The organism is Clostridium merdae (assembly GCF_900176635.1).
Taxonomy (GTDB): domain Bacteria; phylum Bacillota; class Clostridia; order Oscillospirales; family Acutalibacteraceae; genus Faecalispora; species Faecalispora merdae.
In genome coordinates, this window is the sequence record NZ_FXLN01000003.1 from 314823 (window position 1) to 332505 (window position 17683).

Genomic DNA, 17683 nt, shown 5'->3' on the forward strand with positions numbered 1-17683 from the left:
AAGCAAAATTCGCTCCTACAACTTGTTTCAAAATGAAACATCCAGGAGGTACATAAATGGCAAGGCTACTAATCATTGCGGATGACTTTACGGGAGCGTTTGACACTGGAGTGCAATTTGCAGCTCGAGGGGCAGCAACAACCGTTGTAACAGATCCGAACTATGATTTCCGGTCAATTGAAAAAAACGTGGAAGTATTGGTAATGGTGGCAGAGACGCGTCACCTATCACCAAAGGATGCTTATGCAATCGTTTACAACACTGTGATAAGGGCACAAAATGCCGGTATCACTTACATTTATAAAAAGACAGATTCCGCTTTGCGAGGTAATGTAGGCAGCGAACTTACGGCGCTAATGGACGCGACCGGAATTACGACGATCCCGTTCCTGCCGGCGCTTCCCAAGCTAAACCGAATCACCAAAGAGGGAATCCACTATATTAACGGCGTTCCGGTCGCACAAAGTGTATTTGGGCAAGACCCCTTTGAACCTGTTTTAGATTCCTCAGTTGCAGAGATTCTTGGCAAGCAAACAACTGTACCGGTCGTCATGCACCCACGGCAAGAGATTACTGAAATCTCAGGCCCCGGTATTCATTTATTTGATGCGGAAACCGATGCAGACCTACGACAGATTGGCAAAGAGTTAGGCATAGAGCACTTGCAATTTTGCGCAGGCTGTGCCGGGTTTGCCGCCGTACTGGCAGACCTTTTGAATCTAAAGGGAGAGCTACCAAGGCTTCCCGTACTACAAAAAACTCTTTTTGTAGTGTGCGGCAGTGTTAACCCAGTTACCATCTCGCAAATGAAAGCGGCACAAGAGCAAGGCTTTCCCCATGTAAATCTAACTGCGGTTCAAAAGTTGGAACAAAGCTGGGCTAACAGTAAATTCGCCGAAGAATGTATCCACCAATGGCTTGCTATTGCAAGGCAAGAAAAGCGCTTCATCTTAGATGCCAACGACCCAGAGGGATGTAAAGATACCGACAGTTATGCTCAGGAACACGGTCTTACACTAGAACAGCTTCGGGTACGAATTTCAACTAATCTGGCGGTTTTAATGAAGAGAATGCTGGATTACGGCTTACAGGCAACTCTTTTATGCACGGGCGGCGACACTCTGCTGGCGTTAATGCGGGCAGTTCATGTATCGGAGCTTACTCCCATTTGCGAACTAGCAACCGGTGTTGTTCTAACCAAGTTTGTTTACATTCAAAAAACCTACCATATCATTTCAAAATCTGGTGGTTTTGGAGAGCGAGATCTTCTTTTGAATTTGGCGGAACAGATTTCTCAACAATCTATATCAAATTAACGGAGGTACTGTTATGAACTACCCTACTCTCCCGGGTCTGACTTTGGACGGACAAATCTTCCGCAATGAGGAAATGGGCACTGCGGAAGGATTGGTGCCTCCAGGACCATTTGCCACCTGCCATTCCCCCGCCATGATAGAGCTACCCAATGGTGACATGCTGTGCTGCTGGTTTGCAGGTACATATGAAGGGGACGCCGATGTACATATTGTTTGCGCACGTCTCCCAAAGGGCGCAGACCGCTGGACGGAGCCGGTCTCCGTTTCTGGCGACCCTAGGCGCAGTGAACAGAACCCGTCATTATTTAACGGCCCGGACGGTGCCGTTTGGTGCATGTACACCGCCCAGCTTGACCGTGTCGCGGGTAAAGATAACATGCAGTTCACCTCACAAATTCGCTGCCAAAAAAGCCTTGACGGTGGTATTACCTGGAGCGATTACGAGACCGTTTTCTCCAGAGAGGGCAGCTTCTGCCGCCAGCCCATTCAGGTATTAAAAAACGGGCGGTGGATTTTTGGAAACTGGCTATGCACCGATTCTGAGGATGGTCTCTCTGGCGACCCCAGTGTGTTCCAAATTTCAGACGACCAAGGCAAAACTTGGCGCATGGTAGAAATGCCCAACAGTAGAGGTCGTGTTCACCCTACCGTTGTGGAACTGGAAGATGGCCACTTAACAGCTTTCATGCGCAGCCGGGAAGCCGACAACATTTACCGTAGTGAATCTCTGGATTGGGGAGAAACTTGGTCAGAGCCAAAGCCCACCCCACTGCCCAATAACAACTCTTCCATCAGTGCGATTCGCACCCAAAGCGGGCGAATCGCTGTTGCCTATAATCCTACCTGCACACCCACGCCCGTTTCTGGTAAAGCTGCATGGCCTGGCCTGCGCTGCCCGGTCGCCGTAGCACTTTCGGAAGACGGTGGCCTAACCTTCCCGCTAATTCGTTGGATGGAGCGCGGCGAGGGTTACGTTGGTGAAGAGAATAAAACCAACAACAAGCAATATGAGTACCCTTACCTAATGCAAAGTGCTGACGGAATGCTGCACCTAACGTATGCCGCTTATACACGCAAGTGCATTAAGTACGTTTGCTTGAAAGAAGAGGACGTTGCTGGTGCAAAGCGCGAACGAGTTGGCGTATACAACCCCACCTCTGGCGAAGGCGCAAAATGATAATATGTGCGAGCAAATGCTACTAATCCAACGCAATAGGAGTGATTTGAAATGCTGACGGAATACAATTTAAAAATGCCCCATGCTGTGTACGGCGGGAATAACGCTATCGATAAAATTACACAAATCCTTAAAATTGAAAATGTACACCGTGTTGCCATGTTTACCGACAAAGGAATTCAAACCAGTGGCTTGTTTACATTGCCGGAATCAGCAGTAAAGGCCGCAGGGGTAGATTACTATGTACTAGATGAGATTCCCGCCGAGCCTACCTACACTGCAGTACAAAATCTTGTGGATGAGTTTAAAGCAAGCGGTGCCGATATGATTGTTGCCTGCGGTGGCGGCAGTGTGATGGATGCCGCTAAGCTTGCCAGTGTGCTGGTCACCAACGAATACGGTGTAAAAGAACTATTGGATGACCCTAGCCGTGCCAGAAAGTGTGTTCCGATTCTTTTAATCCCCACTACTGCCGGCACCGGCGCAGAGGTAACACCCAATGCCATTGTTGCTGTTCCGGAAAAGGAACTAAAAGTTGGCATCGTGAATGAGAATATGATTGCTGATTATGTCATACTGGACGCCAGAATGATTAAGAACTTGCCCAGACCCATTGCTGCCGCTACCGGTGTGGATGCTTTGGCACACTGCATTGAATGCTTTACCAGCAATAAAGCAAATCCCTTCAGCGATTTATACGCATTGGAAGGGCTTGACCTTATCCTAAATAACATTGAAAAAGCCTGCGACGATCCCGAAGCAATGGATGCAAAAAATAAAATGCAAATTGCAGCTTACTATGGCGGGTTGGCCATTACAGCCTCTGGTACCACTGCCGTTCATGCCTTAAGCTACCCTCTGGGTGGCAAATACCACATTGCCCACGGGGTTTCAAATGCCATTCTGTTGGCACCAGTAATGCGGTTTAATGCTCCGGTTTGCGAGGAGCGTTTGGCACAAGCTTACGACCGCTGTTGCCACGAGGAATTAAAAACCTGCCACACCCCACAAGAAAAGGCGAATTGGGTGATCACTCGGCTCGAGAACATTGTTCGCCATCTCGATATTCCCACCAGCCTAAAGGAGTTTGGCGTTCCACGTGAGGATTTGGATGGCCTAGTCGAAGCCGGTATGCAGGTGCAACGGTTGCTGGTAAACAACATGCGCACAGTCACCGCTGAGGATGCAAGAAATTTGTACCTACAAATTATGTAAATAAAGTGAGGAGAGCGTTACTATGAAGCATGTAGAACTAAAAGGTATTATTACGCCTATACTAACTCCCATGAATTCAGACGAATCGGTAAATACCGATGAGCTACGGAATCAAATTGAGCGACTGCTAAAGGGTGGGGTACACGGCATTTTTCCCTTTGGCACCAACGGTGAGGGCTACATACTCAACGAGGGCGAAAAGGTTGAGGTTCTTGAAGCTACCATTGATCAAGTTAAGGGTCGCGTTCCTGTGTATGCGGGCAGCGGTTGTATTTCTACCGCCGACACCATCCGCATGAGCAAAAAAGCACAAGAGCTCGGAGCTGACGTACTCTCTATCATCACCCCCAGCTTTGCTTTGGCCTCTCAAAAAGAGCTGTACGACCATTATGTAGCAATTGCAAAGCATGTGGATATTCCCATTGTACTATACAACATTCCCGCACGTACCGGCAATAAGCTGTTACCCGAAACCGTGGCTAAGCTGGCAAAGGATGTAGACGTTATTATGGGAGCTAAAGACTCTAGCGGAGACTGGGAGAACCTGCTCGCCTACATCACTTTAACCAAAGAGCTTGATAAAGATTTCCGTGTCTTGTCTGGTAACGATGCCTTAATTTTGCCTTGCCTGAAAGAGGGTGGCGCAGGCGGTATCGCAGGGTGCTCAAACGTATATCCCCAAACCTTAGCATCTATTTACGAGTTATTCAAAGCAGGTAAGCTGGAAGAGGCCGAGTCCGCACAAGATTCAATTGCCTCTTTCCGCAGTGTATTCAAATATGGCAACCCCAACACGGTTGTGAAAAAAGCCGTTTCTCTGCTAGGCTACCCCGTAGGTGACTGCCGCCGCCCCTTCCATTACCTGTGTGAGGAAGGCATTGACGCTCTAAAAGAAGTATTAAAGGAAAATGCTGACAAAGGCATGTGCTAAAAAGGAGAATTCACTATGACGCAGTTAAGACCGATTCTTGGTATTTCAATGGGAGACCCCTATGGCAATGGGCCGGAAATCACCGTTCGCGCTCTGGCAGATGCAGCAATTTACCAGCGCTGTAAACCACTGGTCGTAGGCGACGAAACCTCCATGCGCTACGCCTTAAAAGTGGCCCGAAAGCTGCACGGCATCCATTTGGAGCTGAATGTAATTTCTTCCCCTTCGGAAGGCAAGTACACCTACGGCACGATTGACCTAATGGATTTGGGCTTAGTTCCCGCAGATAAAATTCCCGACAGCTCTGAGTTAGAAGAACCAAAGCCCTTTGGGATAGGCGCCTGTGCATTAGGTGGCAAAGCATCATTTCAGTATGTAGTCAAGGTAATTGAGCTGGCGATGAACGGGCAAATTGACGCAACCGTTACCAACGCTCTGAGCAAGGAAGCCATTAACATGGCTGGTCACCATTACTCCGGCCACACCGAAATTTATGCCGATTACACCAAGACCCCCAAGTACAGCATGATGCTGGCTCACGATGAGCTAAGGGTGGTTCATGTCTCTACACATGTATCTCTGCGAGATGCCTGCAACCTGGTGAAAAAAGACCGTGTGCTAGAGTGCATTCGCATTGCAAACGAGGGCTGCAAGTCACTAGGTATCAAAGAGCCCAAGATTGCAGTTGCCGGTTTGAACCCTCATTGCGGCGAAAACGGCTTGTTCGGATATGAAGAGGTTGAGGAGATTCAGCCGGCGATTAACATTGCTATGGAAGAAGGTATCTTGATTCCAGACAAGAAACCAGTTCCCGCTGATACGGTGTTCTCAAAAGCACTGGGCGGTTGGTACGATATTATTGTGGTGATGTACCACGACCAAGGTCACATTCCTCTAAAAGTAAAAGGCTTTGTGTACAATCGCGATGAAAAGCATTGGGAGGCCGTTGCCGGTATTAATGTAACACTCGGGTTGCCCATTATTCGTGCTAGCGTTGACCACGGCACCGCCTTTGGCCATGCAGGAAGCGGCCACGCAAATGAGTTGAGCCTGATTAACGCAATGGATTATGCTATTCGTATTGCCAATGCCAAAAAGGAAGCCTAAAACAAAGTCTTCTTTTTCACCACAGTGGGTTGCAAGTATAAGCAGCCAACGCATTACCCTAGGGCAGCAATTCGGTATCTGCTAAAAACAATCCCGATTTTGAATAACTCGTTCCCTCCGCAAAACAGATTCAACTTAGTAGAGAGGAGCTAAAACAAATGACTACCCCTATGATTATTGCCCTTGCGATTACCGTGTTCATGATTATTTTAATCATGACAGAAAAACTTCCCTTTGGTGCACCGCCTATCCTTGCGTGCCTGTTATTGGTTCTATTTGGCGTCGCCGATATTAAAACCGCTTTTGCAGGCTTTTCGAACGCCACTATTGTCATGCTCGCCTCATTCATGGCGATTATAGCCGCCCTGCAAAAAACCAGTTTTATTGCCACCTTCAAAAACACCATGTACAACATGGCAAGCAAAGGCGGCTATAAATCCTATGCACTGCTGGTTATGGTGGTTATGCTGGGAACCAGCCTGTTTGGCACTGGCTCCACCGCATATTACGTGCTCACTCTTGGTTTGCTCTCCGCTATTCCTTATAACCCCAAGCTGCCAACCTCAAAGATTATTATGTCTGCTGGCTTTGCAGCGAACCATCCATTAATCCCGTTAAACGTGGCCTTGCAGTATGGCATTGTGGTCGCAGTTTTGCAAAGCGCTGGTGCCGCAGTAGGCGAGGTAAATATCGTCAACTTTACGATTGTAAACTTCATTCTTTCTATGGCTTTTCTGGCATGGTGCTTGGTCGCGTACAAATCTTTGCCCGACCATCCCATCGCTGATACATCGGAAGATGCCGCAGCGCAGGGTGAGGGTATTGCCGCAATGCCTAAATGGAAAGAATACACTACCTATTTTGCTTTCTTTGCCGCTGTTGTTGGCATGATTCTTCAAAGCAAAGTTGGCGATGCAGGCTATGTTGTTCCCGGTCTTGCCGTTGCTCTGCTGCTCGCCATCGGCGTTATGGATTTTAAAGAAATCCGTGATGCAATTTGCTCTCCTATTATTTTAATGTCTGCTGGTGTAATTGGTGTTGCTGATGCACTTGGCAATACTGGCTTAACCGCTCTGGTTGGCGAAAGCGTAGCAAACATGCTAGGTACCAGTATTAATCCCTTCCTTTTGGTTTTTGCTTTCTGTGTTCTCACCAGTGTTTTGGCAACCCTTACTGGTTCTACTCTGGGTACCGTTTATGTATTTGCCCCTCTTGCTATTTCCACCTGCCTAAGCTTGGGATTAAACCCCACCGCAGCTGCCGTCGCCATTGTCATTTCTGGTTGGAACGGTCACTTCCTCCCCATTGACGGCATGCCCGCAATGATTATGGGCATTGGTAAATATAAGCTAACCGAGTTCTGGAGGTTCACTGTTCCCATGTACTTTATTCGCTTGTTGGCTTTGAGTGGTGGTGCCCTGTTAATGTTCCCCATGTAAGTTACTCAAAACCAATTCCGTCCTTTTCATTATTCCATCCTGTTTAAATCCCCCCAATAGCCAGAGCGTATCACCAACTGTACCGGGGGTAAAAGCGCTTTGGAACGCACTTAAAATTTCTAAGCCATACATAAACGTATTATCTTCCAACATTCGATGAAAGAGGCATGATTATGAAAAATACATTTGAACTGGAGCATATTGGCATTAACACCCCCAATGCAGAAGAAGCAGAAAAGCTTGCTGGTCTTTTAAGCATGATGTTTAACTTAGAGCCTCGCCACGGGCAAAAGTCTGAATTTGGCGGCCCTTACTTCGAGTGTATGAAGGCTCCTTTCTTGGGTGCAAATGGACATATCGCCATGCGTACTCCCAATTTAACGGCGGCCGTAGAAGAATTAAAGGAAAAAGGCTTCTCATTTAACATGGAAACCGCCGCCTATACCGAAGATGGAAAACTCAAGAACGTTTATTTAAGTGGAGAGTTTGGCGGGTTTGCCATCCATATCATGCAAAAATAATTACAAACTCCTAATCAACAAATATAGCAAAAGCAGCCCTTTCCCGGGGCTGCTTTTTGCATAAAACTTTTTCAAACATGTTAGATAAAGACCGCCGATAAATACGGCGGTCTTTTTAATCTATGCCTCTTACACTCGAGATTTAATAGCCGCATAGCAAAAGCAGACTTTATCCATCTCCTTACTCGTGATGATGGTGGCTGTGGTTACAGTGACTGGAGGCAATCTGCTCCCCCTGTTCTGTTAGGGCAATACTGCCCAGCTCCAACACGGGAGTATTCCCCAAAAAGTTGGGCCTGGTAGCTCCTTCTGCCACTGTTTTGCAAAAATACTCGTAGAGTGAGCTTGTTTTATACTCCTCATAACCATATCCGCTCAGAGGAATGTCGTAGTCCAAGGTAATCAGCCCCAAGTCTTCCAGCTGTTGTAAAAAAGCGCCTGCACCTTTGACGGTATTCATGTCGTCCGTCGCCGAGCTCAGAAAAACTGGTGCCAGCGCAGTGGAAGCAAAATCTTCCTCCCTGCTATCCTTAACCGTGAACCGAGCCACCGGGAGAAAATGCCTGTGAGCAAGTTCATGGAGGAAGTCCTTTTGATTTTCCGTCACCTCAATCGGCTCGGTAGAGGTATTCGCTTCGCAGGAATGCGTATGGTTGTGGTCGTGGCCGCAACCGCAACCGCAATGTTCATCGTGTGACATTATGATACTCCTATCTACTTCTAATGATTTTATAAATTATAAGTTTAACTTACTTTCCAACTCCGTAAGAATTGTTAATGAACTCCCAAAGTAAGTTGATAGAAAAAAAGATGACTCTACCTAAAGTGTATCTATAATCTCCAATCTTGCAGGAACTAAGTCTATAATGTAGTTAGCTTCCGCTATCTCAACACTAACAAATATCCAATAGTAACTGGAGTATAAGTATTTTACCATACACGGCAGGTCCTTTCAAGCAATGTCGGTTTTGCTACTGTAAGGAATAATTTGATTCGGCATTAAACAGAAACTGATAAAAAGTATTTGCAGCATTTTTATTGGAACAACACATTCTCTTAACTGAGCGATTCTAGATTGATACTAGAAATAAAACCCTCCCGAAACGAAAGCTTTCGTCTCGGGAGGGTTTCCACTTTAATACGATTGGGTAGTCTAAGAACTAAATTAACTGATATTCTTTGAGCAGTTTTTCTATATCGGAGCCTGCAACTTTTTTGAGTACCTCACCGAGCACCATTTTGATTTTAGGCTCCAGCTCCATCTCCGTAATCTTTTTCCCGTCGCCTAGCTTTGCGGTGGCGTTGAGCAAATCGCGAACATCATAGGTGCTTCCCCAAACCTCAGGCACACCACGGTCAATATCCAGAAGAGTGTAAACGCTCTCCATAGCAGTTCGAACGGAGTACTCAATGGTAAAGATGGTATCCCTTGTTGTTTCTGCAAATTGGCCAAGGAATGCAAAGTTTACACTGCCTGCCGGAATGACATCTGGGCGGTCGCCTGCCTCACGGGGCATAAAGAAAGCGGTAATATAGGGCATCATGCAAGGCACAGTATTGGCGCTTTTCTCTGCCATTTCTTCAATTTCATTCTCAGGAACGCCAATGTGGTACAGCCACTCCATACAAATTTCTTTGCCGGTACAATCACGCATTGGTTTTTTCACAAAGTTGCCGGGTTTATCCGTAAATAAGGCGTAAACCCAACCAACAAGCTGACCTTTGGGCTGGCTGCGGAAATGCGGCTGACGATTAAAGGTCCAGCTTAGTAGCCAATTCGAATCCTTGGCTGTTACGATTCCGCCAGTGACTACCTTGCCACTAAAGGGATCGCGCTTGCAGATTTTCTGAATGTACGGGGGAATGCGGTCATCAAGAGTAGTAACCGTGGCAGACATCCAATTGCTTTGCTCTGCATCATAGCAGAATTTATCCGGGTGACCAAAGGAGGGGTCTTGTGCCGCAATCTTGCGCCACATATCCCAGCCGCCGCCCTTTTTGATTTCCTTATTAAAGGAAGCGGGCGTATTTTGGTTGCCGATGGTAGAATTCTCAACACAACCGCCATTGGTGATGAATACCATATCATTTTCTGTGAGGTCAATGTGCTCCTCGCGACCGTCGTGAACAATATCAATACGGGTTGCCACTTTTTTATCTGACTTTGTATCGAATAGAATGTTTTCTACCTTTGTGCCAAAATGGAACTGAACATTGTTTGCTTCCAAATACTTTACTAGCGGCAAAATGAAAGATTCATATTGATTAAATTTTGTAAAACGAACCGCAGTAAAATCGGGCATGCCACCAATGTGGTGAATAAAGCGCTTGATATACAACTTCATCTCGAGTGCGCTGTGCCAATTTTCAAAAGCAAACATGGTGCGCCAATACAGCCAAAAATTCGAATTCAAGACTTCATCGCTGAATACTTCGGAGATACGCTTGTTATACAAAGCTTCATCCGGTGTAAAGAAGAGACGCATAATCTCTTGCATCCCTTCATTGGACAAGGTAAACTTGCCATCTGTGTGGGCATCCTCCCCACGGTTTACAGTTGCACGGGTTAATGAGCTGTTGGAGTCGTGCTTATTAAGCCAATAAAACTCATCCAAAACACTGGCGCCCTCCGTCTCCAAAGACGGGATGGAGTGAAATAAATCCCAAAGGCACTCGTAGCGGTTGTCAATCTCACGTCCACCGCGGATGACAAACCCGGTATTATCGTATTCGTACCCATCGCAAGCACCGCCCGCGATTGTGTCCTTCTCTAAAATGTGAACTCTCTTGCCATCCATCTGTCCATCACGAATTAAAAAAGCGGCAGCGGCAAGAGATGCCAGACCTGAACCAATTAAATAGGCAGATTTACGTTCCACACCCAGTGGTTTTTCCGGGCGTGCCAAAGACTCATAATTGCCCTTTGAATAGTACATAGCAATACCTCCATACTGGTTTATTTCTTACTACAATCACCAGTATAGAGTTTTTTATATGATTCTCAATCAGCAATTAAAGGGCAGTGATAAAAATCCCATCACGAATTCAAAACTGACTAATTTTTTATCATTTTTGATTTTTTGATAATTTTAATGTTGATATTTTTCCAAAGCTCGCGTTACATCGCCTTGAATGAGGATGCTTAGGCGGTCTATTATCACCTGTGGGTCTTCCCGCATATCTTTTTTAATCCATTGAATTAACAACCCAACAAAGGCATAGTTGTAGAAGCTGGCAATAAAATCTTTATCCTCTTGCGAAACATTCATGCCCGCTGCCTTTTCTTCAATTACACCAATGAGAAGATCGTACGTAATGGCATAAAAATAGTCTTCCATTTTTTCGCGACTAACGGAATGGTATACATTTGTAATGAAGGGTTTGTTCGCAAGAACCAGTTGGAAGGTTTGTAAAAATCCCTGCTGCCAAGTCTCATATGTTTTTTTACCATTGATGGCTCTTGCTGTTTCTTCGACACAAATCCACTCAATTAAATCATAAATATCTTTGAAATGATAATAAAAGGTCATTCGGTTGATGCCGCAATCCTTTGCGATGTCGGACACAGTGATTTTGCTCAGCGGTTTTTGCAGTAAAAGGTGCTTGAGCGAGTCCTCCAAAGCGCGCTTTGTTATTTGGGACATTTGGGTGCCTCCCTTCTTTACCTAAAATCAATTTTGAATTAAAGATATTAAAGCACAATTTCGTCTTGTTTTAAACCAGATTTCAAAAACTTTACGCTGTATTTAGGTACTGTATCTCTTTTAATCTCTTTAGCAATCAACTTCATATCTATGCATCTCTCGTACAGTATTTGAAGCTTTCTTTTATTTATGTGGCGAATCGCAGTACGCCAGCTCGGTTTTTTTCGAACTGGGTGCTTCCACTTTTACTCCATATGATTGCCGAAAAAAAGAAGCAAAAAGCCCCAAAACGGAGTAGCGTTTCGGGGCTTTTTGCTCTATTTGAGGTTAAACTTATGCTTTTTCTAAATTGAAAGCATTGAGGGGGATTAGCAAAGTGTTTGGGACTTTTCCTTTAAAATCATGGGCAGAATACCATCATTTTGATAATAACGAATATCCGCTTCAGAATCAAAGCGGGCAACCGCTTGGAACTCCAGCTTTGTGCCGTCCGCCCGTTTGGCGGTAACGGTAACTACTTCTTTCACCTTAGGCTGGGCAGGCATTGCCACACTGTATTCTTCCTCACCAGTAAGACCCAATGTTGCTGCGGTCTGATTCGGGAGGTATTCCAGCGGCAGAACACCCATCATTACCAGGTTGGAACGGTGAATTCTTTCGTAGGATTCCGCAATCACAACCCGAACGCCAAGAAGCTTTACGCCTTTCGCCGCCCAGTCTCTGGAGGAACCCATTCCGTAGTCTTTACCGGCTAAGATAACAAGACCGGTACCATTGTTACGGTAGAGGCAACTTGCATCGTAAATGCTCATGATTTCACCGTTTGGCAGGTAGCGGGTAAAGCCACCCTCCTTGCCATCGGCAAGTTCATTGTGCAGGCGAGTATTGGCTAAGGTGCCACGTACCATTACGTGGTGGTTTCCTCTGCGGGTTCCATAGGAGTTAAAATCCTTTGGTGCTACGCCATGTTCCTGCAAATAGGAACCAGCAGGCGAGTTTGCTCCAATAGTACCAGCGGGAGAGATATGGTCCGTTGTAACGGAATCCCCCAGCTTTGCAAGAACTCTCATCTGATTCAGCTCAACAGCAGTTGTTTTCCCTGCGGTCAAGTCATCAAAATAAGGCGGATTTGCAATGTATGTGGAAGCTTCGTCCCAATTATATGTGTGCGAGGTAGCAACTGAAATATCATTCCAGCGCTGGTTCCCGGTAGAAACCTCTGTATAAGCAGCACGATAGCTTTCAGAGGTAACGTACTTACGAACTTGCTCGTCGATTTCTTCTGTTGTTGGCCAAATATCTTTTAAGTAAACCTTTTCGCCATTGGCATTCACCCCAACCGGGTCAACCGCCAAGTTTTTACGAAGGCTGCCCGCCAAAGCGTAGGCAATGACCAAAAGTGGTGAGCCAAGATAATTTGCTTTAATCTGCGGGTGAATACGGCTTTCAAAATTGCGGTTACCGCTAAGAACCGCTCCTGTTACAAGGTTCGATTCTTTCAGTGCCGCTTCCATCTCTGGCTTTAAGGGGCCAGAGTTACCAATGCAGGTGGTACAGCCGTAAGCAACGATGTGGAAGCCAACCTTTTCTAAGTATGGAATTAGACCAGAGCTTTCCAAATAGCGGGTAACTGCTTGGGAACCCGGTGCAAAGGAGGTTTTCACTTTGGGAGATACCGTAAGCCCTTTTTCAACCGCTTTTTTGGCTACGAGTGCCGCACCAAATAAAACAGCGGGATTTGAGGTGTTGGTACAGCTGGTGATTGCGGCAATCAAAACATCGCCGGTTTTCAAAACCTCTTTTTTGCCATCCAGCTCGAATGCATGCTCCCTGTCTAGCTCCTCTTTCGGCAAGCCGAAGCCATGGTTGCCCATGGGGCTAACAATCGCATGTTCAAACGCCATCGAAAGCTGATCCATCGGTACCAAATCCTGCGGGCGTTTCGGGCCGGACAGATTGGTGGTAAGCTCCGATAAATCCAGTTCAATAACCTTCGTGTAAGTAACGGAATCGTTCTTCTGGTAGAAAAGATGATTTGCTTTTAAATAAGCGGCAGTCTTTTCAATATCAACTTTATTTCTTCCGGTCAACTCCAAATAATGCAGAGTCTCTTCATCTGGCGGGCAATAGCCGCAGGTTGAGCCGTATTCGGGAGCCATATTCGCAATCGTGGCACGATCTGCAAGAGAAAGGCTCTCGTAACCGTCTCCAAAATACTCTACAAATTTGCCAACCACATGGTTTTCACGCAGAACCTGCGTTACCTTGAGAGCCAAATCCGTAGCGACTACTCCGGCAGGCATTCGGTTGGTTAGGTGAACACCAATCACTTCAGGCATGGGGAATACGGAAGGCTCGCCTAGCATACAGGCTTCGGCTTCAATTCCGCCTACACCCCAGCCAAGCACACCCAAGCCGTTAATCATGGTGGTGTGGGAATCGGTTCCGAACACAGAATCGGGCTGAAGAAAAGGAGCTTCCCCTTTCTTTTCTGTCACCATGGGAGACAGGTATTCAATGTTTATCTGGTGAATGATACCCGTGTCCGGCGGAACAACTCGTAGATTCGAAAATTCTTTTTGAGACCATTTGAGCATTTGGTAACGCTCCATATTGCGCTCAAACTCCAGAGCCGTGTTGCGGGCCATCGCAGTGGATTCACCAGCCATATCGATTTGCACCGAATGGTCAATGACCAAGTCTACCGGGATTTCCGGGTTAATTTCGCTTTCTTTTAGTCCTAGCGTTACGGCAGCGTCACGCATAGAGGCTAAATCAACAACGCAAGGCACGCCTGTATAATCCTGCAAAAGAATTCTGGACGGATAGAACGCTACCTCTGCTCCAACATTCTTCTCCCAGTTTAAGACCTTCTCAACAATGGTCTTTAACTCTTCTTCCGATTTTGCATTTCTTACTACATTCTCTAATACTACCCGAACAGAATACGGTATCTTTTTTAAGTCGGCATGAAAATATTCCGCAACCTTCTTCAAGTCACAGTATTCGTATTCTTGTTCATTTACCTGTAGTTTTGAGATAAATAACTGACGCACTCTTATACCCTCTTTCCCGATACTTGTACTGCCCTAACTTCGGCAGGTTGTATCTTCTCCGCTGTTATGCGGAGAAGATACCTGTTCTTTCTAAAACTCGCTTATAAATACCATGCCATACCATTGCGGTACAACACATCCTGCGCTTTTTCTTCGCCGAGCGCATCCAAAACCAACTGAACATCCTGAGCGGCAAAACGGTATCTTGCTCTGGTAGACGGAAGGTCTGTACCAAACAGAATCCCCTGCGCGTTTTCTTGATACAGCTCGCATATTAGCTGCTGTACTTCTTCACGGCTGTAATCTACACGACCAAACCCGGTTACGCGAATGGGCACACCGCTGCTGATAAAACGCTTGAGTCTCTCAACTTCACACTTACGCATCCCCAAATGGTCAATAGAAACCTTGGGCAAACGGAACACAAGAGATAAGAAATCGTCATCCATTTGCGAAGCATCGAGGTACAGCTCGGTTTTCCAGCCGCACAAGCCATGCACACGGTTTGCGAGATTTTCAATCTCTTGTAACGTGGAGTTAAAGCCACGGAACAAATTAAAACGAATATTACGAATACCGAGCGAATCGAGACGTTTAATCTCTTCATCACTTGTGTGGGGGTCTAGCTGGGTTACACCTACAAAATTTTTACCTAGCTTTGCAAGTGCGCCCTCAAAATAGGACTGATCAAAGCCTTGAAAGGAACCGGAAACAACTGCGCCACCAACCAGTTCTAAATTCATGGGTTCCAGCTCTTTGCGGTATTCCTCCACGGTATAAAAATCCGGTAGAAAGCCTTGGTTCTCAACCAACGGGTACTCCGGGCTGATAATATGAAAGTGGCTGTCAAAAATCTTCTGCAATTGAATCACCTCATCTATAAATGAACATGAGAGCAGCGGTGGCAACCACTGCGAACAATAGGCACAGGGGGGTAGCCTTGTAGAGCAGTTCATTGTAGAATTTCTGCTGTTCTTTTTCTTCTAAGCCGCTGGAACCCAAAATCAGGCTGCCTCCGGTGGAGAACGGAGCAAGAGCGGTAGACTGAGCGCCAATGATGATGGCAACAACAATTAAAGACGGGCTTAGGCCAGTTGCAGCAACAATTCCAGGAATCATGGGGAACATAAGCGGTGCTACAACGCCCAGTGTACTACTGAAGATAGACATAATACCAGCAATTGCACATACCGAAATCGGTACAAGCGGAGCAGGAATCTTATTAATTAGGCTTGCGAGCAGGTCAATGGTGCCAGCTTCTACGGCAACATCAATTAGCATACCAACGCCGCATACCAGCCAAATGGTGTTCCACGGCACACGGTCAAGAACCTCTTTGGGCTTGTCCGTCAGCTTGAGGAAATAGGCAAGAATCGCAAATACAACAGAAAGGAAGCTGATGTCAATGCGTTTGCTCACGAAAGTAAGCCATTCAACGCCCTTGAACAGGTTTGCCAGTGCGGGAATAAACAGTACCATAACCATTAACAGAAGAATCAAAACCAAGTTTGTTTTCTGCTTGGGCGTAAACTTTTCTGGCTTTTCTACCTGAATCTCCTTTGAGCTTCCATTTTTTCTGGAAAGAAAAAGAAGAATTCCAATGACCAGAATAGGATACACGAAAGACACCACAAAAATATCTTTTGTCATAACCGCGGCTTGGTCAACAAGGCTTGTTTTGCTGATAATGGAATTGAACAATACGCCATGCGCACTTGCCATAAAGTTAGCACCGGAAAGAGCACCAAGTGAAACCGCAATAGAAGCGTGCATTTTGTTCATGCCAGAGGTTTTGCAAAGTGCCATTGCAATGGCTCCCATAATGGCAACGGAGGTAAAGAATGCTGCGCCAAGGCCAGAAACCAGAGCGGTAATGAAGTACAGAATCATGGGCAGGAAGAAGTTGAAGCTTCGAAACTTGTAAAGTAGAAGATTCGCCAACTTGTTGAGTGTTCCGTTTACAACCGCAAAGTTAAAGAAAAGCGAAATTGCGAAAATGACCAGGAACAGTTTGGTTGGCCAAGTTCCTAACAGATCATTAATTGACATGCCCAGAACAAAACAGCCAATTAAATACGCAAATGCCAGTGCAATTAATCCTGTGTTTATGTCAAATTTCTCTCCTAGATAAATTGACAGGATAATTGCTAAAATAATCAATAGAGAATTTAGCATAGATATTTCCCCTTAGATATGTATTTTCGCTATAGCGACTGTATTGTAGCATGGTCGATTTTAAGAAACAATAGCTTACTTCACCCTTTTCTGTTTCTAAAGTGCACATGGTGTTTTTAAACTGTTCATTTTGCAATATTTTTCTCAATAAGAACTAAAACTCCATTTGCAACATTTTTTGTTGGTAGTTTCTTATTTGCATGAAAAACATCCCATCTTATTTTTATGCATATTGCCATTATTAACTATACAAAAATCCCCTTGTAGATTTGTGGATTAAGACCACAAATACAAGAGGATTTATATCGTATTCTAAACAGTGAGGCTACTGCTATGCAGCCGGTGATTGTCTTCAAAACTGTCAATCGTTTGTTGTTCCGAGTTTGAAATATGCTGTTCTACTTCTTTTGCGAGCGCATCCCGATCTCTACAACGCAAACACTCTAAAATCTTACTGTGCTCCTGAATTGCTCGCAAACGCCGCTCCTTACTATAAAAGGAGTATTTTCGAAAATTCTTCAGGTATTCGGAAAGCTGCTCAAGCAAAAGTGTTAAACGGGGCATCCGCACTACTTGCATTACATAATCGTTGTATTCACTGAACCAGTGAAATACCTCTTCAATTTGCTCTGCTTCCTCCGCTTGCATCATTTTTTCACATGAATCACCCAAATGCTGCAAATCTTCTTCGGTCATTACCTCGTAAAACACATCGAAAAGAACCACTTCCAGTGATTTGCGAATACGGTAAATCTCTTTGATGCTTCGAAGCGAAATATTATTCACGATAACGCCATAGTTTGGAACCGATTCTACCAACCCCTCTTTGTTCAGGCGGTCAATGGCGCGGCGCACCGGTGTTCTCGAAATATTAAGCTGATCTGCCAAAGATTTTTCATTGATTCGTTCGCCTAACGGAAAGGTGCCGTCAATAATCGCATCCCGCAGAGCACTATAAATAATCTCAGAAAAGGGACGACGCTGCGTAAAATCAACGGAAGATATAATTCGTTGTTCATAATCATATTTCATATTTTCGCTTACCCCCTTTTCATTCTTTGAAAAAATTATAAAAGAAAGCTGAAAAAAAAGCAACTGCCTG

The 17683-nt window shown here is 45.5% G+C and carries 14 protein-coding genes; 7 read left to right on the forward strand and 7 right to left on the reverse strand.

What is annotated here, in order from left to right:
* Positions 1 to 56: 56 nt before the first annotated feature.
* The 7 genes from CAN90_RS03275 to CAN90_RS03305 all read left to right on the forward strand — a co-directional run bounded on the left by CAN90_RS03275 (position 57) and on the right by CAN90_RS03305 (position 7706).
* Positions 57 to 1316 (forward strand): four-carbon acid sugar kinase family protein, encoded by a 1260-nt coding sequence (locus tag CAN90_RS03275; protein ID WP_085832406.1) that lies wholly within the window; start codon positions 57 to 59, stop codon positions 1314 to 1316.
* 13 nt (positions 1317 to 1329) lie between these two features.
* Positions 1330 to 2493 (forward strand): sialidase family protein, encoded by a 1164-nt coding sequence (locus CAN90_RS03280; protein ID WP_085832407.1) that lies wholly within the window; start codon positions 1330 to 1332, stop codon positions 2491 to 2493.
* Between the two features lie 51 nt (positions 2494 to 2544).
* On the forward strand, positions 2545 to 3708 hold the full coding sequence (locus CAN90_RS03285; protein ID WP_085832408.1) for an iron-containing alcohol dehydrogenase: 1164 nt from the start codon (positions 2545 to 2547) through the stop codon (positions 3706 to 3708).
* Positions 3709 to 3730: 22 nt separating this feature from the next.
* Positions 3731 to 4639, forward strand: a complete 909-nt coding sequence (gene dapA, locus CAN90_RS03290; RefSeq protein WP_085832409.1) for a 4-hydroxy-tetrahydrodipicolinate synthase — start codon at positions 3731 to 3733, stop codon at positions 4637 to 4639.
* A gap of 15 nt (positions 4640 to 4654) precedes the next feature.
* On the forward strand, positions 4655 to 5746 hold the full coding sequence (pdxA, locus tag CAN90_RS03295; RefSeq protein WP_085832410.1) for a 4-hydroxythreonine-4-phosphate dehydrogenase PdxA: 1092 nt from the start codon (positions 4655 to 4657) through the stop codon (positions 5744 to 5746).
* 158 nt (positions 5747 to 5904) lie between these two features.
* Positions 5905 to 7185: an SLC13 family permease gene (locus CAN90_RS03300; RefSeq protein ID WP_085832411.1), complete on the forward strand. Its 1281-nt coding sequence runs from the start codon at positions 5905 to 5907 to the stop codon at positions 7183 to 7185.
* A 173-nt stretch (positions 7186 to 7358) separates the two neighbouring features.
* Complete coding sequence (locus tag CAN90_RS03305) at positions 7359 to 7706, forward strand: VOC family protein (RefSeq protein ID WP_085832412.1); 348 nt, start codon at positions 7359 to 7361, stop codon at positions 7704 to 7706.
* 181 nt (positions 7707 to 7887) lie between these two features.
* Here CAN90_RS03305 and CAN90_RS03310 read toward each other — a convergent pair whose 3' ends face one another.
* The 7 genes from CAN90_RS03310 to CAN90_RS03340 all read right to left on the reverse strand — a co-directional run bounded on the left by CAN90_RS03310 (position 7888) and on the right by CAN90_RS03340 (position 17613).
* Entirely contained in the window at positions 7888 to 8406 is a 519-nt protein-coding gene (locus CAN90_RS03310) for a hypothetical protein (RefSeq protein WP_143750789.1), read from the reverse strand.
* A gap of 460 nt (positions 8407 to 8866) precedes the next feature.
* A complete protein-coding gene (locus CAN90_RS03315) occupies positions 8867 to 10642 on the reverse strand; it encodes an oleate hydratase (protein ID WP_085832413.1) in 1776 nt (591 codons plus the stop codon).
* Positions 10643 to 10795: 153 nt separating this feature from the next.
* The gene (locus tag CAN90_RS03320; RefSeq protein ID WP_085832414.1) at positions 10796 to 11350 is read right to left on the reverse strand and encodes a TetR/AcrR family transcriptional regulator; all 555 of its coding nucleotides are present in this window, start codon (positions 11348 to 11350) and stop codon (positions 10796 to 10798) included.
* A gap of 368 nt (positions 11351 to 11718) precedes the next feature.
* A complete protein-coding gene (gene acnA, locus CAN90_RS03325) occupies positions 11719 to 14406 on the reverse strand; it encodes an aconitate hydratase AcnA (RefSeq protein ID WP_085832415.1) in 2688 nt (895 codons plus the stop codon).
* Between the two features lie 101 nt (positions 14407 to 14507).
* Positions 14508 to 15269 carry an amidohydrolase family protein gene (locus CAN90_RS03330; RefSeq protein WP_085832416.1) on the reverse strand — a complete coding sequence of 254 codons (762 nt, stop codon included), beginning with the start codon at positions 15267 to 15269 and terminating at the stop codon, positions 14508 to 14510.
* 10 nt (positions 15270 to 15279) lie between these two features.
* Positions 15280 to 16581: an SLC13 family permease gene (locus CAN90_RS03335; RefSeq protein WP_085832417.1), complete on the reverse strand. Its 1302-nt coding sequence runs from the start codon at positions 16579 to 16581 to the stop codon at positions 15280 to 15282.
* A gap of 312 nt (positions 16582 to 16893) precedes the next feature.
* Entirely contained in the window at positions 16894 to 17613 is a 720-nt protein-coding gene (locus tag CAN90_RS03340) for a GntR family transcriptional regulator (RefSeq protein ID WP_143750790.1), read from the reverse strand.
* Positions 17614 to 17683: the final 70 nt, after the last annotated feature.

Bases quoted from the DNA above. Each gene is read 5' to 3' on its own strand.
- CAN90_RS03275 (WP_085832406.1), top strand. From the start codon at position 57: ATGGCAAGGCTACTAATCATTGCGGATGACTTTACGGGAGCGTTTGAC.
- CAN90_RS03280 (WP_085832407.1), top strand. From the start codon at position 1,330: ATGAACTACCCTACTCTCCCGGGTCTGACTTTGGACGGACAAATCTTC.
- CAN90_RS03285 (WP_085832408.1), top strand. From the start codon at position 2,545: ATGCTGACGGAATACAATTTAAAAATGCCCCATGCTGTGTACGGCGGG.
- dapA (WP_085832409.1), top strand. From the start codon at position 3,731: ATGAAGCATGTAGAACTAAAAGGTATTATTACGCCTATACTAACTCCC.
- pdxA (WP_085832410.1), top strand. From the start codon at position 4,655: ATGACGCAGTTAAGACCGATTCTTGGTATTTCAATGGGAGACCCCTAT.
- CAN90_RS03300 (WP_085832411.1), top strand. From the start codon at position 5,905: ATGACTACCCCTATGATTATTGCCCTTGCGATTACCGTGTTCATGATT.
- CAN90_RS03305 (WP_085832412.1), top strand. From the start codon at position 7,359: ATGAAAAATACATTTGAACTGGAGCATATTGGCATTAACACCCCCAAT.
- CAN90_RS03310 (WP_143750789.1), bottom strand. From the start codon at position 8,406: ATGTCACACGATGAACATTGCGGTTGCGGTTGCGGCCACGACCACAAC.
- CAN90_RS03315 (WP_085832413.1), bottom strand. From the start codon at position 10,642: ATGTACTATTCAAAGGGCAATTATGAGTCTTTGGCACGCCCGGAAAAA.
- CAN90_RS03320 (WP_085832414.1), bottom strand. From the start codon at position 11,350: ATGTCCCAAATAACAAAGCGCGCTTTGGAGGACTCGCTCAAGCACCTT.
- CAN90_RS03335 (WP_085832417.1), bottom strand. From the start codon at position 16,581: ATGCTAAATTCTCTATTGATTATTTTAGCAATTATCCTGTCAATTTAT.
- CAN90_RS03340 (WP_143750790.1), bottom strand. From the start codon at position 17,613: ATGAAATATGATTATGAACAACGAATTATATCTTCCGTTGATTTTACG.